We start from the raw sequence: 20,878 nt of genomic DNA, 5'->3' as shown, positions 1-20,878 counted from the left end.
CTTTGTACATCGAAGCTTTGTCCATGAGAAAATGCCTGCTGGGGGATGAACACCCAGATGTGGCAACTAGCCTGAACAATTTGGCAGGACTCTACAAATCACAGGGAAGGTACAGCGATGCCGAACCTTTGTACATCGAAGCTTTGGCGATGAGAAAACGCCTGTTGGGGGATGAACACCCAGATGTGGCAACTAGCCTGAACAATTTGGCAGGACTCTACTATTCACAGGGAAGGTACAGCGATGCCGAATCTTTGTACATCGAAGCTTTGTCCATGAGAAAATGCCTGCTGGGGGATGAACACCCAGATGTGGCAACTAGCCTGAACAATTTGGCAGGACTCTACGATTCACAGGGAAGGTACAGCGATGCCGAACCTTTGTACATCGAAGCTTTGGCGATCGCTGAACAAAGGTTGGGAGCAAATCATCCCAATACAATAACCATTCGTGAAAATCTAGAAAACTTGCGGCGGAATCGTCAGCCTTTATTCAGGAGAATGGTTGCTTTTGTCTCCCGTTGGTTTCAGTAATTTAGGTAATCTGCACCGGCTGCATTACCCGCCTGGGATTCAAATCTCACTCTAATAAGTAGGCAAGATAATTAATTACACAATGTCATTGCAAATGCAGTGAAGCAAAATAATGCGATCGCAACGCCTATAACTACTTCTCTAGGCTATTTTCTGCGAATGGTGCGATCGCAATAACTGTTAATATTTTTGTTTATCTACTTAATGAGCCTCTGAACTCCGTCAACGAGTATTTTATCTCCGTCAACGAGTCTTTTAGCTCCGTCAACGAGTATTTTATCTCCGTCAATGAGTATTTTATCTCCGTCAACGAGTATTTTATCTCCGTCAACGAGTATTTTAGCTCCGTCAACGAGGCTTTTATCTCCGTTGACGAGTATTTTAGCTCCGTTCACGAGTATTTTAGCTCCGTTCACGAGGCTTTTATCTCCGTTAACGAGTATTTTATCTCCGTCAACGAGCCTTTGATACTCGTGAATGCTTTTTTATGCAAGTAGAGCGATCGCAATCATATCATCTGCCGTTAAACACAAATCAATTGCGATCGCACCGTGGCAATCTCAAACCCTTCCCAGTTCTTTATTCACCAATATTTATTTCGCTGACTATAACCCTGCAAACCACTCATAGCCCTGATCCTCCCAATAGCCTTTAAGAGGTAACAAATTGCTGACGAATGTAATTTGAGTCACCCACTTGCTTTGTTTGTAGCCCAATTTAATTGGGGATGCTAAACGCATAGGCGCACCATTATCAACTGATAACGGTTGTCCATTCTTTTGATAAGCCATGAGGGTTTGCGGATGGACAGCAGAGGCGAGATCCCAGCTTTCATAATAGCCATCAGCAGATTTAAAATAGACATAGCGGACATTTGACTTCGGCTGTACCAGCGCTACCAAGTCTCGCAATGGCACACCTCCCCATTGAACGATCGCAGCCCAGCCTTCAACACAGATATGGCGAATTACCATTGAAGTCAAGGGAAATTTTTGAATATCTGCCATACTCAATTGCATTGGGTTACTAACCTCGCCATCAATTTTTAGGCGAAACTGCGCCGGATCGATTTGCGGCGTGAAGTCAAAGGTATTAATCAGCAATTTATCTGCTTCTATGGCACTGACAGGAAATTCTGGAACTGGTTTTTGACTTAACAATAGTGCTTCCAGACGTTGGTTTAGCGGCTCAGATATTTGCCGCACATTATCTGAGAACAAATTTGTCCCACAACCACCTAAAAGAAAACCTACCCCTGAAAGTCCAGATAGTTGCAATAATTGGCGACGGGATAAGGTGCGTTTGGGAAGAATCAGACTCATATTACCTCTACACAAACATAGACTTAACTAGACGGATGCTTCCTACCTTCAGGGCAAGTAAGGAATGAGCAATTGTAAACAGTATGACTGTGGGAACAGTGATAAAGTGAACAGTGCGGAGAGTTTGCCAACTACCAAATAGCCCCGAAAGCCAATGCAGTTGGGCAGGTTTGTACATTGCCAAACCACTCAAGATTGCCAGCAGTAGCACGGGAATGATAGCAGTATAAGCTAGCCGATGCCATGCGTAATTTTTGCGTTTTTGGTTCTGGCTGACTTGCAATGCTTTTAAGTCGCTGCGATCGGCAAAGCGACGCTGCCAACGACGGGTTATAAAGATATAGATTCCATACCAAAGTAAATTTAGTGAAAATAGCCACATAGCAGTGAAATGCCAGTTTCTGCCACCCCCTAGCCAACCTCCCAGCAACAGAAAATCGGGAAAATGCCAACCTTCACGCCCGCCAAATACTGGATTAGCATTATATATTTGCAATCCGCTAGCGATCATCAACATGAGGCTGATAATGTTAGTCCAGTGAAAGGTCTTTGAAAGTAAAGTCTGACTTGGTGTTGAACGGGCTTTACGTTTAGATGAAACCATGATAATTCGTAATTCGTAGTTAAAAGTGCATAGATAAGTCAGTTTTATCTGAAATAAAGATAATACGCATTTTTTATTTTCTATAACTAAAATTAGTTGCCCTGTTCTCCAATTACGAATTACGAATTACATCGATTGAGTAGGAAAAAACGGAGCTAGCCAAAGTTGTATCTGGACATCCCAACCGAGAAGAATAGCAATTGCTGTTGCTGCGATCGCAACACCACCCACGCGCTGCAACACTGCACTATGGCGACGGACATTGAGGATACGTTTGCTAAGTACTCGCCCACCGTAGGCGATCGCTAATAAAGGCAAACCGGCTCCGATTCCATAAACAACCAGTAGCAAAAATGCACCTGCGATTTGATGATTAACTGCCGCTAAGACTAAAATTCCTCCCAAAACTGGCCCGGCACAGGGAGTCCATAAAAGCCCCAACTGAGTCCCTAACCAGAATTCTCCCATAAGTCCGATTCGTGGGGGTTTCTTAGCCCAATTAGCAACGGGAATATAAGTAAATATTCGGTAACTCCAGGTGGGGAAAATTGCCAATAATCCTAAAAATAAAAGGAATGCGATCGCGCCGTTCCGTAATAAGTTAGCCAAACCCGTAAACCAGCTTGCTGTTACACCGAGTAAACTACCTGCCAGGGCAAAACCAGCGATTAATCCCCCCACAAGTGCTACTGGCCCGTAAGTATGCGATTGGAGCGATCGGCCTAATAGCACAGGCAAAATCGGTAAAACACAGGGCGAAAGGACACTCAAAACTCCCCCGAACAAAGCCAGACTAATTGACAAAGTAGAAGTCGTCATAATTCCTTCTACCCCAATAGCTGGCGGATAGTTTGCTCTGTTTTTTCGTATGCCCCTTCACCAATATGGTCATATTGTAGTAAACCCTGGCGATCGGCTAGAAATAGATGGGGCCAATACTGATTTTCGTAGGCGTTCCAAGTTTTATATTCGTTATCCACTGGAACCGGATAAGTAATTTGGTGTTTTTGTAATGCCTTTTTTATATTGTTCGGATCTCGCTCAAAAGCAAACTCTGGTGTGTGGATGCCAATCACCTTGAGTCCCTGCGCCTCATACTGCCGATGCCATTTAGTAATGTAAGGCAGGGTACGCTGACAGTTAATACAAGCAAAAGTCCAAAACTGGATCAAGACAACACTGCCTTTGAGATCAGCGATCGCTAAAGGGCTAGAATTAAGCCACTGACTGATACCCTGAAACTCTGGTAAACTCTTACCTGTCGGAGTTTTAACTGCAATAGTTTCTGAGTCTTGCGGATTATTACTTTTTGCCGGAGAGATAGAAGGAGTATTTACTTTACTAAAATTGGAAAATGTTGTCGCTGCACCGATTCCGACAACCCCTAATCCAAGATAAAAAAGTAACTGACGGCGGCGCAGCAGGTTGTGATTCATCAGAATTTCTCCTGTTGAGGTAAAAGCGCCAAAGTATAGGGATGCGATCGAGACTTTCCTAGTAAGCAGCCCCTATACTTAGTACAAGAAAAATGAGATACAACGCTAGTAATGGCTAGGGCTTGGTAGAAGCTGGAGGTTGTTTCATAGCATCGCCAGTCTTATCTTTGCTCATCGTATCACCGGCTTTGTCTTTACCCATCGCATCTTTGCCCATAGCGCCGCCAGCCTTATCTTTACTCATCGCATCACCGGCTTTGTCTTTACCCATCGCATCTTTGCCCATAGCGCCGCCAGCCTTATCTTTACTCATCGCGTCACCGGCTTTGTCTTTACCCATCGCATCTTTGCCCATAGCATCGCCAGCTTTATCTTTACTCATCGCAGGAGAGGCTTCAGGAGCAATTTGATTGTTGCTTGCAGGACTGCTAGAGCAAGCAGTGAGACTTGCAGTTAAGCTTAAACCAGCAATTAAACAAATTATTTTCCAGTTCATAGTCTTCTTTCGTCCTTTGGATAGTTTTATTTGTATTGATTGATTCAGAGGAAATTAAGATACAAGCAGATTCATAAAGGCTCTTGAGTTCAAAAAGATGCCTTTTTATACAGGAATTCATCAGACTTTTGCTACTGATGTTTGATTTATCCCGAATATCCAAAGTATCCCTATAAGGACTGAGAGCTTATTGAAACTAAGCCATGATTTTCATAAATTTATCCATTGAGAAAATTTAGCTAATTCTCAGCATTTTCTCAGCTATTCATGGTAATTCCAAGCCAGAACCTAATTTAGGTATTATCTCAGCAAAATCTTATGTTGAAGTGCATGAGCTATCTTAACTTTAGATCATGCAAAAATTGGTGCTTAAGACATTTTATATAGCGCTTCCCGATCTATTTAAGTACATCTTAAAGCCTCACGCCTAACCCCTCTCCTTCATGTTGTGAATTAACGTAAATACGTTATTTTAGGTTTTTATCAAACAGGAGTCAGGAGTCAGAATGGGCTAAACCATAGCTATCCGCTAACAGAATGAATTCTGTACGAGTGGCGGATGAATAACTGGGTTTAAGACCCCCACCCTTCGGGAATTAAAAATTAAAAATGTAAAATTAAAAACTGGAAATTAATTTTTAATTATTAATTTTTAATTGAAGCGAAGCGACAGTGGCGGGTCTGAATCCCCGACTGATTGATGATTTGGAATTCTTATTCAATAATCATTTATTGATGGTAAATAGACCTACATTATAGGGGCAATTGATGAATTGCCCCTACGATGTATCTGGTTTTTTCAATCATCTATACTTATTCTTTCCTGTCAATGCGTAAGTCCTAATTTATTTCCCTTTTCTGTACAACAACTTCACCCTTTTTATTAATCTTCACCGGATTTTTGGGAAAAGCTTGATTATTCAAAGAACGCATAAGTTTCACAGTCCGAAAATACCGATCAATTTGAGGGATTCCTTGCCGATTCATCCGCAAAGGGATAATTTTACTGGATACTAAATCTCCTACAGAGTTGAGTTTAACTTCTAAAATCATCGAGTCACCAGTCTCGGCATTTGTAGATAAAGTTCGATATCCTAAAAAATTTCCTAAAGAATAAGCAATAATTTTTCCCTTATAAATTTCCATCGCTCTCGGAACATGAGGCCCATGTCCTAGTACTAAATCTGCTCCTGCATCAATCATCTTGCGAGCAAACTTGATAGAATTACCTCGATTTTCTCCATAAAAGAACTCTGTCTGATTCTTAATATGTAGTGCCCCCGTCCCTTCGGCTCCAGCGTGCATCGATACTATTACAATCTTTGCTTTATTTTTAGCTTTTGCTATCAGTGCTTGGGCTGCTGCTAAGTTATGAATAGAATTATACATTTCATAAGGAGAAAAACCCACCATTGCCACGGGGATATTGTTAGCTTCCAAGTAGAGAATTTGATTTTTATGACCTAATGTTGCAATGCCCACAGCTTCAAGATTTTTCTTTGTATCTTTGAACCCTACCGGGCCGAAATCCATTGCATGATTATTTGCCATATTAAACACATTAAAACCAGCCTCAGCAAATAGCCGAGCATATTCTGGTGGGGAGCGAAAAGCAAAGACTTGTCCTCGATTAGTATCTTTGGTAGTGTAAGGATAATTAGTTAAGCTACTTTCAAAATTACCAAATAAGATATCAGATCCTTGCAAGTTAGTTCTGACTGACTTTGGTAATAGTTGATCTCGAAACCGGGGTAATCTATAGTTAGGAAAATTAGTGCCGGGAATAATATCTCCAACAGCTTTGATAGTAATAGTATCTGAAAAAGTTTGCTGTTTTGTTGTTAGTCGTGTAGGTTCAGGAATAGCAAGCGGTAATGATACAGGTTCAGTGGGTGTAGTAGCAGCGTTTAATTTTTGTGATTGCCCAAGCCGGATAATAATTCCTATACTAATACCCACATATAAATAAACACTGATAAAACTAAATGAAAGCACTCTCCCCAAGCTGAGATTTGCCATCGTTCACTCCTCACACAATGGCATCAGTCTATCGTATAAATCTGTGCGATCGCTGTATACTTTAGTGTTTTTTTGGCAATCTTTTACTCTGTAAGTACGGAACTGTAATCTTGTTCCATTTGCAAGTAATCATACCTGCCAGCTATTAGAGCTTTCCAGGAAATAAATTATTCATTTTGTGGGATGGGCATCTTGCCCGTCCTAATATTGGGGACGGGCAAGATGCCCATTCCACAAGAAAACTTGGGATATTTTTTATTTGTCAGTCCCTTAAGCCAAATACCATTGGTTTGTTCAGTTGTTTAAGAATCTTTTTCAACATAAAATAGTAAAGGGTAAGACCGAAAACTCTTACCCTGATTACATTTAACGGAGAGGGAGAGATTCGAACTCTCGTATACATTTCTGCATAACAGACTTTCCAGGTCTGCTTGAGAATATACCACAATCGCTACACAGCGGTACTTTCAAGAGATAAGTAATAAGTATTTCAAAATCATTCAACCATTTATTTCTACCATTGTGATAGAGTAGGTCTGAAACTTATACCACTCATGGCAGTAGAAAATGGTAGCACTTAAAAGCGACTTCAAAAATGTACACTTAATGGAGATGAAAACTCAGTACGGTATTTACTACCAAGTAAGACTGAGTGCAAAGCTGGGTCGTAAAACGATAGGCTGCGGCAAAGACCAACGAGTAGCACTTGACATCGCTTACGACATTGATGCTGAGGTGACACGGCAAATCTCAGCAGGCGACACAGTGGAGCTTGACGCACTGAAACTCATTGCAACAGACAGACTTGCAATGATGAAGCAACAAAAGCAAGGAATTATCAAGGTAGTAGAAAAAGATGACTTACGGGTATTGTGGGATAAATATGTCGATTTCAACACTAAGATAGGTACATGGAGTGAGACAACAATTCTTACGCGTAACGCAACAGTGACAAGCATCGTAGAGAATTGTCCCTATCAACGCCTTGAACAAAAGCAAGAGATTGTAAGTTACCTATTCGGTGATAAAAACAGAACAGTGAAGACTTCCAAAGAACGTTTTAAAACTATCGTAAGTGCAATAGATTGGTGTAGTAAGCAGGGTATTATCCCACGTCGTTGGGGCATAGGGTATCGTGATTTACTGAACAGTATTACTATCAAGGGACACATAGCAGACAATGTAGATGAGGATGGTAACATTGACATCTTCAAAGTTGCAGAAGTATACCAAATAATTGAAGCGTTACGCAGTGGTGAGTACTGCAAACGTGGGGCACATCAGCAATACTGGCGCTATGTAGCGTTCTTATGGCTTACAGGTTGTAGACCAAGTGAAGCGGTAGCACTCAAGTGGGGGAATGTAGATATAGAAGGTAAGAAGATATTTTTCAAGGAAGGGCAAGTAAATGCCAGCGGTAAAATTATCAAGCAGGCAAAAACAAAAACTGTAAATTCACGTCAATTCCCCATTAACGAAGAACTTAAGATATTATTTGACTCACTACCCGGTAGCAGAAAACCTAGAGATTATGTATTCTTGAACCGCAAAGGTAACGCTATAAGCCAACAAGCACTTAACGGTGTATGGCGTACTCTATTAGATGTGATGAATATAAGGTATAGAGTGCCATATCAGTTACGACACACGATGATTTCATATCACGCCAATAATGACTTCCCGTTACACAAACTCTCATTACTTGTTGGTAACAGTGAGGAGGTGATACGTGAACACTACCTTAAAATGGATATCGAGCGTATCTCACTACCATCAATTATCAAGTAGAAGATACCTGTAAAATAAAGTGACATAAATAATGACAAAATAAATGACATTTAAAATGACATAAAAAGTGTCACTTCTACGGATACATACACTACCACACAAAAAATACCCAACGACACCAAATTGTTGCTGGGTATTCACTTGTTAATATTGTTATCAAGTAAGCATCACAGTCGGCACTGTGCTTGTATTCTTGGCTTCACTGCTAACTCTAAAGTCATCTAAGTAAAATCTGCCTAAATAGCCAGTAGAGTAATATCCACCGAGCGCAAGCTTGGAGCAACTGTAAGCGGTGTTATCTTCTACACTTACAGATTCATAGCCATTGACCCATAGTGAAGTAATTCTCTTCTCTATACCTGATACAACTCTTGTCTCTCGCTTCAATGCTATATAGTCGAAACTGTTAGGCATTACTTCGATAGTGCCATTGTAAGCATTACCATTTGCAATCATAAAATACTTCGGATTACCGCTAATAGGTACCACTGCTATTCCTAGCGAATTGCTATACCCTGCTTGCAATCCATCTCCCGCACTACTTAACTGAAATATCCCTGGCTCACCTGAGAATGATGTTTGTGCCCATCGTATGAACATTTCAAAGCAAAAATCATTACTACCACTCGCAAAACTTTCAGAAGATACACTAAGTCTAGAAGCACCATTAAAATAAAGGCTTTTACCGCCAAACTTACTGTAATCGGCAACACTAGAAACGTCTGTGTTTGTTAGCGACTTAAGGTAAGTGCTGCTATCTGCAATTGTTTCACCATGCAGTAGTAGCAATGTTTTATTGCCACTAACAGTACCACTACCTCCGTCGCTTGACAAACCTGCCAATAAGTCAGCTTTAGTAATTTTGTATAATCCACCATTGGTATCAATACCAATAAAATAGTCCCCAGGCTCTGACGCTGTTTTGATAGTTGCTGGTATTTGTACACCATCAATAGTTGTGTAGTTGTTTACTGTTGTAGTATTCTTTGAAACTTTTCTGAAAAGTGGCATTGCCTTGCTCCTTATGCTTCTATTATTAGCTCTGCTGTAATCCAATGTGTCGTAATGATGATAGTCCCGCGCGTGACTTGCACTACATCCATCTCTTGATTGACATTTAACACTTGCCCTACACATTCACCATCATTATCATCATCAAATTTGATATATTGCCCTATTGTTATCTCTATTTCTTCATACTCATCCAGAAAGTTTATTGGGTCTGAAAATAGCATTCTTCTTTCTCCCTGTTGTGTCTACTAAGATTATAGGCGGTACGCTAACGCCTACATTTAGATAAGCGTACTGAAAGCTTACTATGCCTTTGTTTTGATGAGTTGGCAATGTCTGGATTGCACCCAATATTGTTACTTTCTCTCCATTAGGCTTTTCAGGCGTTAGTCTCCTGCTACCACGTCGCAGTAGGTCGTCATTGACAGCGTGTTGTTGTAAGTCTAGTACCTGTTCTACAACGCGCCTTGCTTCCTGTTGATTGTTCACGTCAAGCTTAAATTGATATCCTTTTTGATGGTCAGCATAGGTATATGTTTCTAATCCCTTGGTAATTTTAAAAGGCGGTGTAGCGAATTTTGAGTGTATGAGTGCTGCTAGGCTTTTAAGGTATGTATCTGTTTCAAAATCTGCTGTAGTTTTGTTCATGAGTCTAAAAGCTATTTGCATACTCATTGCTTCCACAATCTCACCTTTCTCCTTATCGCTATTTTGCTTGCGGTAGAATTTCAAAACTACTTCAGGTCTGTATCGCCGCTCTGCAATTTCTATCGGCGCTGTACCGTAAATAGTACCTAAATCCCTACCATTGAAAGACTCATACGTTGATAGATACTGAATAATTTGAGGCTTCAGTAATTCTTCACTGCCGCCAAGCACTATTTTTTCATCAGGATTATTCCTGTTAGGAGTTATTTCTACATATCTCTCATGCCCTAACAAAGGTGTTCTCTCTTGTTGAATCATCGATGCACTCAGGAAAGTGTCAACGGCATTCGCAACAACGTAGCCCGCTTCCACGCACGCTTCGTCAAACTCTTCTTGGAACTCTTCTGCCGCATCACGCCATATAGTATCTTCACCAAAAGTTTTGTCGAGAAACTCTTCATTGGCACTCGCAAAGCTCCACGGTTTAGAGTCTTTCTCACCCCATGCTTTTATAGCTGCTTCTGCTTTTGTACCAAGTAATTTTTTTACCAAGCTGCTATTTGATTTTATTATTTTGCGAACATTTTTGAATGTCTCAGTAATGAGAATTTGAGTACCTAATCTCAATGCACTGTTAAATAGTGAACTTAAGTTTTGCAACAATTCTTCTAGTGCTTCTTCCCCTACTTTTGCAAGTACCACCGCTCCAAGTGGCTCATTAAAAACTGTAATTATCGCACCCGGTAAAATGCCACATACGAGATATCCGAAAGCATTCCCTAACGTTCCCCCTAACTGTGTGATAACAGCCCTCCATTGTGCTTGTATTGATGCATTAAGCTGCTCATCCGTTTGATTCCAATTGAAATTCCAAATAAATTGCCGGGTTGCCGTAAACCACGACCAAAAGCCCGTCCAACTGAACTTAAAATATTGTGATACTTTACCGAATAGGAATCCTGTAAGACTCCAAGCTGCATTAAAAACGTATCCTAAAAAGTCTAAAGCTGCATTACCTGTACTTCCTTGTTTTGTTATCCCCTGCTCTATACCCTTTATTATTCGTGTACCTATCTCGCTTCTTACGACTCTACTTGTGAGTTTTGATAATTCAAATTTAATAGCCATATATACCCTTGTAAAATAAAGTGACATAAATAATGACAAAATAAATGACATTTAAAATGACACTTCTGAAAATACCCCTACTACTTCACTTTCTCTTCCCCGTCTTTGTCGTAGTTTCCCTTCTCTGTACCAATCTCTCGTATTTTCGGACGCTCAGTAAAAGGTCTACCCCAAGGATTAACTGTATCAGTAATACCGGATACTTCTATAAATCCACGTTCGGCTTGTTCTGTGAAATCATTAAAACTTCCTTGTTCGTTTTCTTTGTGGTTCTCGCTTATAGCTTCAGGATTACCCAAAAGTTTTTGCCGCAAGTCTTCCACAATGTCACCTGTTAGACCTCTCCAATTTTGTGCGTTCCATCTCGCAGCCATTGTTTTGAGAATTTTCAAGTCATCTTGTAAATCGGTTTTGTCATTGTTCTCATAAGTGATAATTTTCACGTTCTTCTCTTTCAATGTTTCAGCAAGGTTGGCACCGCCCGGCGTGAAAAGCGATGGTATCTCTTTCTCTTTTTGCTCAAGCTTATAACCTAGGAATTCGGCATTAGCGAGAGAAACGTCAAGTGTTTTTATACCCAACTGCTTTGCCATGCCTGCCTCTCCCATTGCTTTTATGGCAGTAATAAGAGTCGCTTGTGTATCACGCTTTGTCGTGATAAGAAGTCCTAGCAGTTCCGCTATTCCCTCTGCTACGTTCGGCAATGAAAGCTTCTCTGTTTGGTTCCCTTCCTTTGTGCTGTCTATGTCTTCAATCGTTATATCGATAGGAAAACTACCCAGTAATGCATCAAGTTGTTGCATTTGCCAAAACATTAGCTCTGCCAAACTTTCAATGTTCACAAAAGTAGGATTTTGTTTCGCAAAATTGTCAGGTACACTCGCAGGTAAGCTACCAATACGCTTGAGTACAAGTTTAAGTAAAGCGTCGTTATTCTCTTGTCCTGGGCAACACATACATTTACACTCCTCTTTTTTTTTGTCTTTCGGTGGTGGTGGCAAAATAATTCGGTGAGGTACACACGTTCCCGTAGTAATATTTACTATTTCCCAGGGAGCTGTGACATATTCCCCACCAAAGTTGTACAAAGGGAAGGGCGGCTTGACAATGCCATTGACAAATACCAAATATTCGTCGGTGTACTCAATTGCAGCAGAAAGTAACGTATATCCTACTCCGTCCAAGCCTATGTATCGTTGTCGTATTGACGGCACACCTGATAAGTTTACATCGTACTTAAAAACATTAGAATTTGGTCGATAAATATTACTACCATCACCATTTGTTGTAGTACCTTCAGGAAAAGTGCCTATACCACCATTGATGAAATAGCTGAATTTGTCAGCGCCACCTATTAATTTACCTTCACTCTCAATAAAAGCAAAGCCTACTAATTGATTGCATCCATTGGGAATAATGTGAAAACTATCAGCAGGTACTATCCTTGGCAGTTGCATTTCATAAACTGCACAACGCTTGTTTCTGTATTCGTAATAGAAGCTTGGTAAATTTACAAACCTATTGAACAAGCTAGCTTCATTGGGTGGATCGTACCCTACCCTGATGTTGCACTGGTCGATATCTACAACAAAGGGATTGATGAATTCTGTAGGAAGAAATGCAAGAGAAGATTCTCTAAACCTTTCCAGCCCGTTACTTATCCGTTTTACACCTTTGGCAATTTCGCTTATCAATGGATTAGGTTTATCTGCAAACATTACACAAACTCCCTGACATCTATCGCAGTGCTACCACTCGCTGTTACCGCCCAATACTGCCCTGTATACACTGGTGCGGGTGATTCGTAGTAGTCTGTAGGCTCTAACTTTATAAGGTGCGATGTTGGACTGACAGTGCTGACAACATCAATGTAGACATCTTTATCGCTTGTATTGCTGAATACTGCTGTCGTTCTGTTGATATTGGCATTCATTATTGTGCTAGGCGTTGTTGTGATATTATTTGCAATTTTGATGCCACTGTCGGATACTTTTTCTATTGTCACAACACGCCCTAAATCGGCAAAAACTGTAACTCTATCGCTACCAAGGTTGCCGTTCTGTAGTAAGCCAAAGCCTACGCTTCTCATCTGTATGCCAAGCATCGCATTATCACCCAAACTATGATTGCCGAGTGAGTATTCCCTATATGGATATGGTGATGGATTGAGCAAACTATAGGCTGCAATACGTTGCCAAGTCGCCCCGTCGTTAACCGTTACAACGATATCCATCTGTATCCGCTCACTTTTCCACTCAAGATTTATCGCCGTAAGAAGTTGTTTACTTTCTGTATCTTCTAGCTCGAATACTGGAAAAGGGACAACCCCTACAGAATAAATAAATGCTACTGCTTTGAGGTTTGAAATTTCAAAGTACTCATTCATCACCCTATACCCTGCTTTGGTGTATGGTGCGTACTCGAAAATAGGGTGTACGCTACTACCGCTATCGGCATCAAGAGTGATGCATACTTTAGATTTTATTTTAAAAGTATCAAGTGCCATACAATGCTATACACCGTAGAAAAATATTCCTACAGGTTAAGCGGTGAGAAAAACTTTGTCTAGTACCGACACCTTAAAAATGTCAAAATATCTTTTTTTGGGGTATTGACACGCTTTTTACAAGGCGCTAAGTTGGCATTCGTACACCCACATGGGAAACAAAAAATATGACCGCTACCGCTGATTTAACTCTCACTGAAGTTTCTGCAAAAGTTACTGATACCGCAGTTGCGACATATATCTCTGGAATGGATCCATTACCTACTGGTGTGGCATTTTCAGAGTTTCTTGGCAAAATAATGCTTGCTGCATACAGAGCGCAAGTTGCGAAGAATGCTGCTAATACAACTGCTACCACTGGTGAGCTATTGAATTCTTACCCAGCGCCAACAACTGGAACAGTGCAAGTAGATGTAGCAAGTGGTATTCAAACATTCGCTTCAACCTACCAACTGAATGTTGTTTCCTCTGCTAACTTAGACACAACTGTGCCTTCTTACGCATAATTTTCATGGCATAGATACTGAAATAGTGCCTATGCCAATCTTCTAATTCACCGATATAAATAAAAGGGGAAAAATGGCTGACAAACCGTTAGGAAGAGCGTGGTATGCTTGCGCTCGTAAAACAAGTGGTGATGCTAATAGAGTGCTTGATGACCCATTCGGCTGGTTCTCGTGTCGCTTGAATGTCGCTCGATTTTTAGATATCGACAAGAAGCAATATACTTCGCCTATTTACGGAAAGGCGAAAGAAGATAGTATCGTAAGAAGTCTCAGTCTAGCGGATGGTACGACTCTTAGGAAAAGTAAGAAAAATGCGGACGGCAAGAACGCAGGCGGTAACAGGGTACAAATCCGTAAAAAAGTTGGCAGCCGAAGCGTCGTCATTAAAACTGGCAAGCTTATCCGTCCAGTGACAGACACAAGTCCTACCGCAAGTTACCATACGCTATCATTCGCCTTCCAATCGTGGGCAACTACCGGAGTTATTGCGGATGCATTGGGTGGATTGATTCCCGCAGGCAAGATAAGTGCTTCTCCTGGGGCTACTGAGATTTATGGTAATTTCACTCTCAAAGGTGGCGGCACATACCCCATTAGTACCGCGGCGGAAGCCTTGGCAAATAGCAACGCAGTAGGTTCTGGTGAAGGTAACGCTGCTATTCTCGCTGCACTTCAGGCTGCTGGCGGCGACAATAAGGAGGAATAAACTATATGTACTCTATTGGGGCTGAGTGGCTACTAAGGGTAAACAGAACGAATAACGCGACCTTTGCCGATGGTAAGATTACCAAAGCTATTGACCCAATAGAACCAGACGTAGTTTTTACTCACTCCACTATAGGAATTTACGTTGTTTGTCCTAGCGGGAAAGAAACTTGGTATAGAGCAGGGGATTTGTACCAAGCTTTCACCGTGCCGTTCGGTGTTGCTGGCGCGGCGCAAGGGGAATCACTAAGATTAGTACTTAATAGGTATACAATTCACAGATTCACGACTTTCCCCTCTCTTGAGGGCAACAAGTATGTGATATCGTTTTCTCCTATGTGGTATTTCCCTGATGTAAAAATACAAATATGGGAGTATGTAGGTACAAATCAAGGGGCGACTCTTGATAGTTTGGCAGCGTCAGAGAAACAGCAACTACAACGCACAGCAGCATTACAAACATCGGTAAATAAGCTTTTACGGAGACAGTAGTTACCTTAACTTAGAACTCAGCATTTTCATCTTTACACCCATCAATAGCGTACCCCATTGCGTTGTTGGTGGGTATTTTTCTGTCTTTAGCAGGGTGAATGATTTTAAAAAGGAAATGATAATGGACAAAAACACAGAGACACTTATGACTTGGGCACTGACAATAGGCGTACCACTAATGATGCTACAGATACAAGAAATTATTGGTAGTAGGAAGCATCGTAGAGATATCGCAGAAAAACAACTACGCCGTGATGAGGCAATATCACACGACGTTGCCTCACTAAAAAGTACAACCGATAAAATCGCAGCCGTGCTAGACAGAGTAGATGATAGACTTGACACACTTTCCGAGCGTGTTGCAAGAGTAGAAACAAAGATAAATTGATGGTGGTATACCTATTTTTAAAAGTGACACAATTTATGACATTTAAAGTGACAGAATAAATGACACTTAAAGTGACATTTTCCTGAGAAGGTATACACATGCTAAAAAAACACCACAAGTAAAACTCATGGTGTAGGTGAAAGTATTGATATTGCGTTGTTTTTATCTGTTACACGTTATCGCTGCGATAAGTGTATCCTTACTCATTGATCCATACCCTTTAATTTTCATCTTTGAAGCCAAGTTTTTTAGATTACGTATCGACTTGGCGCTTATATCGTCATCAGGCATATTACAGTTCTTTTCTACATCAGAGTCGCAGTCATCCTTTGGTTTTACTTTAGTGCCATCAAAGTCAATATCGTCGTTCTGTCCATACGGGAAAGGAGGCTCAAACGTCATCTCGTCACTTTCACTACTCGCCTTATTGCCTAATAGTTCCCTTTCCCATTCTTGTACTGTTTTGTGTGGAAATTGCGTTGCTAAATACTGCGCTTGTGCTTTGATATCTGGTACGTCTTTTTGTCTGTGTACTTCTTCACAATGCAATAGAAAGTCGTCAAGGAAACACCGCAGTACATTGCTATCAAGTTTATCCCCCATGCTCCACCCCATGTTGACAACTATCTTCTGATACAGGTAGTCAAACACGTATTCGCTATCGAAAAGTACAGAGTAATTGTGACATCTTTTTTTATCAGTAAACTCTTTCACAAGCCCACTTTCTAGCATCATCTCAACACGTGGTACTGTACTACTTACTGCTACGTTACGTTTACCATTTTCTTTTTGGAAATACTTCCAATGAAATTGTCCGATATGTGGATATTGAGTTACTTCATTCATTATTTTATCCTTGTACGATTTGTCTTAATGCACTCTCTAGCAAGTTGACAGATACTATCGGGTGAGTGTAGAAACGCTTGCGGTTAGTGTCGTAGCAACCGAATGCTGCATTGTGGTCACTCACAAGTATTATCGTTTTTGCGAACATTGGGGTAATGCAAGAAAGTTGTGACATCTTGCTAATGAAGTTGTTGTCTTGTACACCTTTGTACTCTATGAAAACTTGCGCTAATGATGTGTGTGTTGTGTCATGAAAAGTGTTAACAATCTCTGCTAGTACTGCACTTGCTACAGGTTGATTACGTCTTGCTGTTACCTGAAAGTCTACCTTCCATTTGACATCACCAAAGTCTAAAGTGCTATGAATGTCGATATCAAACAACGGCGCTGTAAAGTAACTCGATATCATTCTATAGCAGTTAAATTCTGATGTTGAGTCAAAACACGTTTGTTCTCTTGTTTGGCGTATCTCACTTCTTAAGCTTGTGTGAATGTCATAGTACACTCGCTTTACTTTGCTGTATTGTTGGCTAGTTTTCATTGCTTACTACTCTCACATCTTTTATTAGTTTGCCAGGACAATGCCCTACACAAAATCCATCCTTATAAAGCTTGTAACAGTTATATCTTCGTGACTTTTTTACGGGAAACCACTCATCCCACACTTTGACTTCTACCTTGTACATACCCTTATTCCTGAAAGTGTCATAATTAGTGTCAAAATAAATGGCATAAAAACTGACATTTAAAATGACACTTTGAAAAGTACCCTACCAACTACTCTTTTTTGAGTGTTTTTTGTTTTACAAATCCCATTGCTGTACCTACACGTTCATAGGAATAACCGAAGTTTGACATGAGTGTTATCACCTCATCCATATCTCTACGCCCAATAGCAAAACCTAAGCGTACAGTTATTTGTTTTATAAGCTCATCCTGACCTATTTCGAGGTCGATACGTTTTGATGCATCAGAAGCATACCTATTGCTTCTATTACTTTCACCTTGTTTAGGTAAGTCTTCCTTTATAAGCTTTGTGAGTACGATACTCAATGCACTTCCTACACCACTGCTCTTGCTACCTTTCAGATATTCAAAGTGAGACGCAAAAGCCTGTATCCCCTCATCAATGCTTTTGAATACACCACAGTACACGCCTACTGCTATTGGAACTTGGCATATAATCCACTTTTTAGCAGGGATAGCTTTTATCTGTCTACCTGTACCGGATATTGAAAATTTGTCGAAGCTCAAATCCTCTTCTGGTGATACTTCTGATGATTTTTCACTCAAAAAGCGTCGAAACCTAATCTCCGACAATCCGATAGCTCTAGATGCCTGACTTTGGCTCATAACGTATGTGCCATCGGGTAACTGAAATACCTCTATTTCAATCCCAGCGATTTGAATTAATGCACGTTTAGCTTTATTCAACATAATTTATACCTTATGTACTGTTTTGCGAGAATATTCGGCTTTGTCGAGTGTGACGATGTATTGAAGTGATGTTAAAACCTGTTATTACTAAGGGTCACAATTTGCTCATGACCCCTCACTGTACTAATGCCTAGTAAGGGTCTACCCTATCATCGTTAGTCAAGTCATTTTCCTGAATATCAAAGGCAAAATCACCAACGTATAAATCGACTATTATTCCGTGTCTTTTAGCAACGGTAATAGCCATTGTGTATCCCCATGAACCGCCCTTCCAGTTATTACGATAACTTTGTTGGACTACTACACCTTCAAAACTATCGTATACAGGTGATGTGGAAGTTTCACAATTCCAAGTAACCAACTGTCCTAAATTGAAAAGTGGAGCGGGAATTGAGACAGTAGATGGATGGACGGAATTCAGATTAACGGTCATAATAATCTAGCTCCTAGCGTAGTAATGTTACGTGAGTGAGAAGTCGTCATCGTCTGAGTTACAACCTCATTCGGTGACGCATTTTATTGTCATTGAAACTGATGAACTGCCCCTATTGACTGACTTTTGTTTCATCCTCCTGTTTGTTGTTTTCACTGTCTTGTGCATAAATACTGCTAGCATCAATCCCTAGTCTGTTCAGAAGCAATCTAAGTGTTGAAACTAGCTTTCGTGCCTGTTCATAACGTGGTGAAGTGCTTTTCTCTTCACAGATTTTTTCCCATGCACTAACCTCTTTCTCTAGGTCAATTAAGAGTTGATAGATATCATCTAATTTGTCAGAGATAGAAGTTGGAACATATTTTTGCATTACTTCTCCGGCGTACTTCTTTTTCCTACCGCCTCCTGGCTTGCGTGTGCCTTCCTTTGGCATACCTCTAGGTGTCATAGTCTCCTCTTGTGTGTACTGGGCATTAACAGCGCTGTGGAATCGGTGAATCTCTGAGTCCCTTGCTGCTTATGCTGCTTCTTATTTGTAACAGATAAATAAAAGCGCGTCAACTATTTATAACAGATAAATAAGAATATAGGCTTAAACCTATGCTATGACTAGGGAAATCTATTTTTGCAAGTATCTTAGTGCCATTCGGCTATACCCTCTTTTTTAAAGTGTCAAAAATAGTGTCATTTTAAATGACAAAAAAAGTGTCATCGAAAGTGACACTTTTAAAAACACACCCCATATCACCAAAAAAATATCCCAAGACTGCAATATTGCTTTCCTGGCAGAATATAACAAGATTGCTAAAAACTTACAAACACCAATACCCTCTGGAAGAGGTGGCATAGAAGCAATATATTTGGCTACTTCTTTATTTGTGCATTTTGCACTTATTTGGTTAAGCGTTAAGTCAGGCATTGCACCCATACTGTTTTCTCCTCTGCTAAACAGTGCATAGGATTCCCGACAATTGCTCAAATCACATCACACGGCAACATTTCATTACACGACCTCAGCACGTCGTTAAACTGCTGACACACACTATATATAGGATAAACACAATGTCTAACTTATCTGTTTTTAATTTTGAGTCACATGAAATTCGGTTTGTAGGTACTACTGATGCCCCTTGGTTTGTAGCAACTGATATTTGCAAGGCTCTAGGACTGACAAATCCATCGGCACACTTTGGCAGTTTAAGCGATAAACAAAAAGGGTATAAGAAAATTCAGACCCTTGGTGGAATCCAAGAACTTGTCATAGTAAATGAGTCAGGACTATACAGACTAATCTTTGCAAGTAAGAAAGCAAAAGCCCTTGAGTTTCAGGATTGGGTAGTAGATGAGGTATTACCATCTATTCGCAAAACAGGCACTTACAACACTCCCACAGCTACTACCAAACAACCCACATCATTAAACCTCATTGATACATCAAAACTTGATGCACTCACGAAAAGGGCAATAGATTTAGAAGTCGATATCCAACAACTACAAGCACGTATCAATACCACAAAAGCTGAATTGCAGCGTGTCACATCAGAGAAGGTATCAATAGCAAAAGCCTTTGTAGTAGCGCATCCTGATGTAGTAAAGCACTCACTTATGTGTAGTGAAATCTTAGGTGATTGTGGTGATAATAAGTATTTCTCAAACCCACTAAAGAAGTAGGGATATACCCTCTCTATAAAAGTGTCATATTTTTTGACATTTTTTTTGTCATAAAAACTGACACTAAAAGTGACACTCTCAGAAACACACATACCACTACCAAAAATAGCCTTATGGGAAAAACGAAAGTAGACAACAATGGCAAGAAAAGTAAAACAAAATGAGTGGATGGTAGGTTTATACGTTCACTATTGGGGTGTTAACTACAGAGTATGGTCGATAGATGGGAATGAAGTGCTTTTGGTAGTCCCAGGTGAGAAGCCAAACATTTGGTATCAACCTTACCCAGGGGAACTGCAAAAATTCTCAAGTGTAACAGTGAGCAAGAATGATGAGTTTGTGATGATATTTGATACTAAGCGTAAATTAGCAGGGAGGTAAGGATGATAGGTACAAAATTTATGCTCAACAACCAGATATGGCGAGTAACTAGTAAGTATAGTTCAACAGATAGCTACTGGTGTAGAAATTGTGGCACTAATAAAAGAGCATGGTTCTACACGCATGTTATAAGGGATGCTAAACAGCTTGCCGACGATTATTAACACACTTCCTGCATAATTTACGACACATAAGCAAAAACTACACCTTACTGTAAAAAGCAGGGTGTTTTCTTATGGGTGAATAAATGATAAGTAATTTGTAGCGGCCATAGCTGTACCCTAAAAGTTTTACTTATTAATTATAACTTATACCACTTGTACCATTTTCTTCAACCACTTTTCATCTCACAAAACGGTATTTTCCACAACCGTGTGAGATGAAAACGTTGTACAGTAAGGATTAACGGAGAGACTGAGATTTGAACTCAGGAACAAGTTACCCTGTTACAGACTTTCCAGGTCTGCGCCTTAAACCACTCGGCCACCTCTCCAGGTGCCACAAGTTACGATTGTACTATATAATCCC

27 protein-coding genes and 1 tRNA gene are annotated in these 20,878 nt (G+C 40.4%); 9 read left to right on the top strand and 19 right to left on the bottom strand.

What is annotated here, in order from left to right; genetic code table 11:
• Nucleotides 1-533 (top strand): tetratricopeptide repeat protein (locus V7K98_RS24060; protein WP_335026435.1); only part of this gene is annotated, 533 nt, incomplete at its 5' end.
• A 197-nt stretch (nucleotides 534-730) separates the two neighbouring features.
• Here V7K98_RS24060 and V7K98_RS24055 read toward each other — a convergent pair.
• Nucleotides 731-949: a hypothetical protein gene (locus V7K98_RS24055; RefSeq protein WP_335026433.1), complete on the bottom strand. Its 219-nt coding sequence runs from the start codon at nucleotides 947-949 to the stop codon at nucleotides 731-733.
• Nucleotides 950-1,010: 61 nt separating this feature from the next.
• Between V7K98_RS24055 and V7K98_RS24050 the strand changes: the two genes are divergently transcribed.
• Nucleotides 1,011-1,163: a hypothetical protein gene (locus V7K98_RS24050; RefSeq protein ID WP_335026431.1), complete on the top strand. Its 153-nt coding sequence runs from the start codon at nucleotides 1,011-1,013 to the stop codon at nucleotides 1,161-1,163.
• Here the strand turns inward: V7K98_RS24050 and V7K98_RS24045 are convergent.
• From V7K98_RS24045 to V7K98_RS24020, 6 genes are all read right to left on the bottom strand, one after another.
• Complete coding sequence (locus V7K98_RS24045; RefSeq protein WP_335026429.1) at nucleotides 1,139-1,855, bottom strand: molybdopterin-dependent oxidoreductase; 717 nt, start codon at nucleotides 1,853-1,855, stop codon at nucleotides 1,139-1,141. The two genes, V7K98_RS24050 and V7K98_RS24045, sit on opposite strands and share 25 nt — an antisense overlap.
• Nucleotides 1,856-1,862: 7 nt before the next feature.
• Nucleotides 1,863-2,459 carry a cytochrome b/b6 domain-containing protein gene (locus V7K98_RS24040; protein WP_335026427.1) on the bottom strand — a complete coding sequence of 199 codons (597 nt, stop codon included), beginning with the start codon at nucleotides 2,457-2,459 and terminating at the stop codon, nucleotides 1,863-1,865.
• 126 nt (nucleotides 2,460-2,585) lie between these two features.
• Entirely contained in the window at nucleotides 2,586-3,278 is a 693-nt protein-coding gene (locus tag V7K98_RS24035; protein WP_335026425.1) for a cytochrome c biogenesis CcdA family protein, read from the bottom strand.
• Nucleotides 3,279-3,286: 8 nt separating this feature from the next.
• Entirely contained in the window at nucleotides 3,287-3,895 is a 609-nt protein-coding gene (locus V7K98_RS24030; RefSeq protein ID WP_335026423.1) for a thioredoxin family protein, read from the bottom strand.
• Nucleotides 3,896-4,010: 115 nt separating this feature from the next.
• The gene (locus tag V7K98_RS24025) at nucleotides 4,011-4,391 is read right to left on the bottom strand and encodes a hypothetical protein (RefSeq protein WP_335026421.1); all 381 of its coding nucleotides are present in this window, start codon (nucleotides 4,389-4,391) and stop codon (nucleotides 4,011-4,013) included.
• An 840-nt stretch (nucleotides 4,392-5,231) separates the two neighbouring features.
• Complete coding sequence (locus tag V7K98_RS24020; protein ID WP_335026419.1) at nucleotides 5,232-6,410, bottom strand: CapA family protein; 1,179 nt, start codon at nucleotides 6,408-6,410, stop codon at nucleotides 5,232-5,234.
• 567 nt (nucleotides 6,411-6,977) lie between these two features.
• On the opposite strand from V7K98_RS24020, the gene V7K98_RS24015 reads away from it, so the two are divergent.
• A complete protein-coding gene (locus V7K98_RS24015; RefSeq protein WP_335026417.1) occupies nucleotides 6,978-8,198 on the top strand; it encodes a tyrosine-type recombinase/integrase in 1,221 nt (406 codons plus the stop codon).
• Between the two features lie 156 nt (nucleotides 8,199-8,354).
• Here the strand turns inward: V7K98_RS24015 and V7K98_RS24010 are convergent, their stop codons facing one another.
• The 5 genes from V7K98_RS24010 to V7K98_RS23990 are packed head-to-tail and all read right to left on the bottom strand — an operon-like array spanning nucleotide 8,355 to nucleotide 13,371.
• Nucleotides 8,355-9,209, bottom strand: a complete 855-nt coding sequence (locus V7K98_RS24010; protein ID WP_335026416.1) for a hypothetical protein — start codon at nucleotides 9,207-9,209, stop codon at nucleotides 8,355-8,357.
• An 11-nt stretch (nucleotides 9,210-9,220) separates the two neighbouring features.
• Nucleotides 9,221-9,433 carry a hypothetical protein gene (locus V7K98_RS24005; RefSeq protein ID WP_335026414.1) on the bottom strand — a complete coding sequence of 71 codons (213 nt, stop codon included), beginning with the start codon at nucleotides 9,431-9,433 and terminating at the stop codon, nucleotides 9,221-9,223.
• Nucleotides 9,399-11,036: a hypothetical protein gene (locus V7K98_RS24000; RefSeq protein WP_335026412.1), complete on the bottom strand. Its 1,638-nt coding sequence runs from the start codon at nucleotides 11,034-11,036 to the stop codon at nucleotides 9,399-9,401. Before V7K98_RS24000 ends, V7K98_RS24005 begins: the two co-directional genes overlap by 35 nt.
• 29 nt (nucleotides 11,037-11,065) lie before the next feature.
• Nucleotides 11,066-12,703, bottom strand: coding sequence for a hypothetical protein (locus V7K98_RS23995; RefSeq protein ID WP_335026410.1), 1,638 nt, complete (start codon nucleotides 12,701-12,703; stop codon nucleotides 11,066-11,068).
• Nucleotides 12,703-13,371, bottom strand: coding sequence for a hypothetical protein (locus tag V7K98_RS23990; RefSeq protein WP_335026408.1), 669 nt, complete (start codon nucleotides 13,369-13,371; stop codon nucleotides 12,703-12,705). The genes V7K98_RS23995 and V7K98_RS23990 overlap by 1 nt, the downstream gene beginning before the upstream one ends.
• A 287-nt stretch (nucleotides 13,372-13,658) precedes the next feature.
• Here V7K98_RS23990 and V7K98_RS23985 point away from each other — a divergent pair, with 287 nt between their 5' ends.
• The 4 genes from V7K98_RS23985 (at nucleotide 13,659) to V7K98_RS23970 (ending at nucleotide 15,582) form a co-directional block, all read left to right on the top strand.
• Nucleotides 13,659-13,997: a hypothetical protein gene (locus V7K98_RS23985; RefSeq protein ID WP_335026405.1), complete on the top strand. Its 339-nt coding sequence runs from the start codon at nucleotides 13,659-13,661 to the stop codon at nucleotides 13,995-13,997.
• A gap of 73 nt (nucleotides 13,998-14,070) precedes the next feature.
• Nucleotides 14,071-14,703: a hypothetical protein gene (locus V7K98_RS23980; RefSeq protein ID WP_335026403.1), complete on the top strand. Its 633-nt coding sequence runs from the start codon at nucleotides 14,071-14,073 to the stop codon at nucleotides 14,701-14,703.
• Nucleotides 14,704-14,708: 5 nt separating this feature from the next.
• Nucleotides 14,709-15,194, top strand: coding sequence for a hypothetical protein (locus V7K98_RS23975; RefSeq protein ID WP_335026401.1), 486 nt, complete (start codon nucleotides 14,709-14,711; stop codon nucleotides 15,192-15,194).
• A gap of 121 nt (nucleotides 15,195-15,315) precedes the next feature.
• Nucleotides 15,316-15,582, top strand: a complete 267-nt coding sequence (locus tag V7K98_RS23970; RefSeq protein ID WP_335026399.1) for a hypothetical protein — start codon at nucleotides 15,316-15,318, stop codon at nucleotides 15,580-15,582.
• Nucleotides 15,583-15,744: 162 nt separating this feature from the next.
• Here the strand turns inward: V7K98_RS23970 and V7K98_RS23965 are convergent, their stop codons facing one another.
• From V7K98_RS23965 to V7K98_RS23940, 6 genes are all read right to left on the bottom strand, one after another.
• Nucleotides 15,745-16,428, bottom strand: a complete 684-nt coding sequence (locus tag V7K98_RS23965) for a Rho termination factor N-terminal domain-containing protein (protein WP_335026397.1) — start codon at nucleotides 16,426-16,428, stop codon at nucleotides 15,745-15,747.
• A 4-nt stretch (nucleotides 16,429-16,432) separates the two neighbouring features.
• The gene (locus V7K98_RS23960; RefSeq protein ID WP_335026395.1) at nucleotides 16,433-16,969 is read right to left on the bottom strand and encodes a hypothetical protein; all 537 of its coding nucleotides are present in this window, start codon (nucleotides 16,967-16,969) and stop codon (nucleotides 16,433-16,435) included.
• Nucleotides 16,970-17,205: 236 nt separating this feature from the next.
• Nucleotides 17,206-17,865 carry a hypothetical protein gene (locus V7K98_RS23955; protein ID WP_335026393.1) on the bottom strand — a complete coding sequence of 220 codons (660 nt, stop codon included), beginning with the start codon at nucleotides 17,863-17,865 and terminating at the stop codon, nucleotides 17,206-17,208.
• Nucleotides 17,866-17,995: 130 nt separating this feature from the next.
• The gene (locus V7K98_RS23950) at nucleotides 17,996-18,298 is read right to left on the bottom strand and encodes a hypothetical protein (RefSeq protein WP_335026390.1); all 303 of its coding nucleotides are present in this window, start codon (nucleotides 18,296-18,298) and stop codon (nucleotides 17,996-17,998) included.
• A gap of 112 nt (nucleotides 18,299-18,410) precedes the next feature.
• A complete protein-coding gene (locus tag V7K98_RS23945) occupies nucleotides 18,411-18,746 on the bottom strand; it encodes a hypothetical protein (protein ID WP_335026388.1) in 336 nt (111 codons plus the stop codon).
• 216 nt (nucleotides 18,747-18,962) lie between these two features.
• Nucleotides 18,963-19,226, bottom strand: a complete 264-nt coding sequence (locus V7K98_RS23940) for a hypothetical protein (protein ID WP_335026386.1) — start codon at nucleotides 19,224-19,226, stop codon at nucleotides 18,963-18,965.
• Between the two features lie 134 nt (nucleotides 19,227-19,360).
• Between V7K98_RS23940 and V7K98_RS23935 the strand changes: the two genes are divergently transcribed.
• Nucleotides 19,361-19,969: a BRO-N domain-containing protein gene (locus V7K98_RS23935; protein WP_335026384.1), complete on the top strand. Its 609-nt coding sequence runs from the start codon at nucleotides 19,361-19,363 to the stop codon at nucleotides 19,967-19,969.
• A gap of 138 nt (nucleotides 19,970-20,107) precedes the next feature.
• Nucleotides 20,108-20,350 carry a hypothetical protein gene (locus V7K98_RS23930; protein WP_335026382.1) on the top strand — a complete coding sequence of 81 codons (243 nt, stop codon included), beginning with the start codon at nucleotides 20,108-20,110 and terminating at the stop codon, nucleotides 20,348-20,350.
• A 406-nt stretch (nucleotides 20,351-20,756) separates the two neighbouring features.
• Here V7K98_RS23930 and V7K98_RS23925 read toward each other — a convergent pair.
• Nucleotides 20,757-20,843: transfer RNA gene (locus V7K98_RS23925), tRNA-Ser, on the bottom strand.
• Nucleotides 20,844-20,878 lie beyond the last annotated feature (35 nt).

This window comes from Nostoc sp., from assembly GCF_036917435.1.
Classification (GTDB): Bacteria; Cyanobacteriota; Cyanobacteriia; order Cyanobacteriales; family Nostocaceae; genus Nostoc.
This window is presented reverse-complemented; position numbering and strand designations above follow the sequence as displayed.

Excerpts from the sequence above, each read along its gene's own strand:
- V7K98_RS24050 (WP_335026431.1), top strand. The coding sequence starts at position 1,011 with ATGCTTTTTTATGCAAGTAGAGCGATCGCAATCATATCATCTGCCGTT.
- V7K98_RS24045 (WP_335026429.1), bottom strand. The coding sequence starts at position 1,855 with ATGAGTCTGATTCTTCCCAAACGCACCTTATCCCGTCGCCAATTATTG.
- V7K98_RS24040 (WP_335026427.1), bottom strand. The coding sequence starts at position 2,459 with ATGGTTTCATCTAAACGTAAAGCCCGTTCAACACCAAGTCAGACTTTA.
- V7K98_RS24035 (WP_335026425.1), bottom strand. The coding sequence starts at position 3,278 with ATGACGACTTCTACTTTGTCAATTAGTCTGGCTTTGTTCGGGGGAGTT.
- V7K98_RS24030 (WP_335026423.1), bottom strand. The coding sequence starts at position 3,895 with ATGAATCACAACCTGCTGCGCCGCCGTCAGTTACTTTTTTATCTTGGA.
- V7K98_RS24025 (WP_335026421.1), bottom strand. The coding sequence starts at position 4,391 with ATGAACTGGAAAATAATTTGTTTAATTGCTGGTTTAAGCTTAACTGCA.
- V7K98_RS24020 (WP_335026419.1), bottom strand. The coding sequence starts at position 6,410 with ATGGCAAATCTCAGCTTGGGGAGAGTGCTTTCATTTAGTTTTATCAGT.
- V7K98_RS24015 (WP_335026417.1), top strand. The coding sequence starts at position 6,978 with ATGGTAGCACTTAAAAGCGACTTCAAAAATGTACACTTAATGGAGATG.
- V7K98_RS24010 (WP_335026416.1), bottom strand. The coding sequence starts at position 9,209 with ATGCCACTTTTCAGAAAAGTTTCAAAGAATACTACAACAGTAAACAAC.
- V7K98_RS24005 (WP_335026414.1), bottom strand. The coding sequence starts at position 9,433 with ATGCTATTTTCAGACCCAATAAACTTTCTGGATGAGTATGAAGAAATA.
- V7K98_RS24000 (WP_335026412.1), bottom strand. The coding sequence starts at position 11,036 with ATGTCATTTATTTTGTCATTATTTATGTCACTTTATTTTACAAGGGTA.
- V7K98_RS23995 (WP_335026410.1), bottom strand. The coding sequence starts at position 12,703 with ATGTTTGCAGATAAACCTAATCCATTGATAAGCGAAATTGCCAAAGGT.
- V7K98_RS23990 (WP_335026408.1), bottom strand. The coding sequence starts at position 13,371 with ATGAATGAGTACTTTGAAATTTCAAACCTCAAAGCAGTAGCATTTATT.
- V7K98_RS23985 (WP_335026405.1), top strand. The coding sequence starts at position 13,659 with ATGACCGCTACCGCTGATTTAACTCTCACTGAAGTTTCTGCAAAAGTT.
- V7K98_RS23980 (WP_335026403.1), top strand. The coding sequence starts at position 14,071 with ATGGCTGACAAACCGTTAGGAAGAGCGTGGTATGCTTGCGCTCGTAAA.
- V7K98_RS23975 (WP_335026401.1), top strand. The coding sequence starts at position 14,709 with ATGTACTCTATTGGGGCTGAGTGGCTACTAAGGGTAAACAGAACGAAT.
- V7K98_RS23970 (WP_335026399.1), top strand. The coding sequence starts at position 15,316 with ATGGACAAAAACACAGAGACACTTATGACTTGGGCACTGACAATAGGC.
- V7K98_RS23965 (WP_335026397.1), bottom strand. The coding sequence starts at position 16,428 with ATGAATGAAGTAACTCAATATCCACATATCGGACAATTTCATTGGAAG.
- V7K98_RS23960 (WP_335026395.1), bottom strand. The coding sequence starts at position 16,969 with ATGAAAACTAGCCAACAATACAGCAAAGTAAAGCGAGTGTACTATGAC.
- V7K98_RS23955 (WP_335026393.1), bottom strand. The coding sequence starts at position 17,865 with ATGTTGAATAAAGCTAAACGTGCATTAATTCAAATCGCTGGGATTGAA.
- V7K98_RS23950 (WP_335026390.1), bottom strand. The coding sequence starts at position 18,298 with ATGACCGTTAATCTGAATTCCGTCCATCCATCTACTGTCTCAATTCCC.
- V7K98_RS23945 (WP_335026388.1), bottom strand. The coding sequence starts at position 18,746 with ATGACACCTAGAGGTATGCCAAAGGAAGGCACACGCAAGCCAGGAGGC.
- V7K98_RS23940 (WP_335026386.1), bottom strand. The coding sequence starts at position 19,226 with ATGGGTGCAATGCCTGACTTAACGCTTAACCAAATAAGTGCAAAATGC.
- V7K98_RS23935 (WP_335026384.1), top strand. The coding sequence starts at position 19,361 with ATGTCTAACTTATCTGTTTTTAATTTTGAGTCACATGAAATTCGGTTT.
- V7K98_RS23930 (WP_335026382.1), top strand. The coding sequence starts at position 20,108 with ATGGCAAGAAAAGTAAAACAAAATGAGTGGATGGTAGGTTTATACGTT.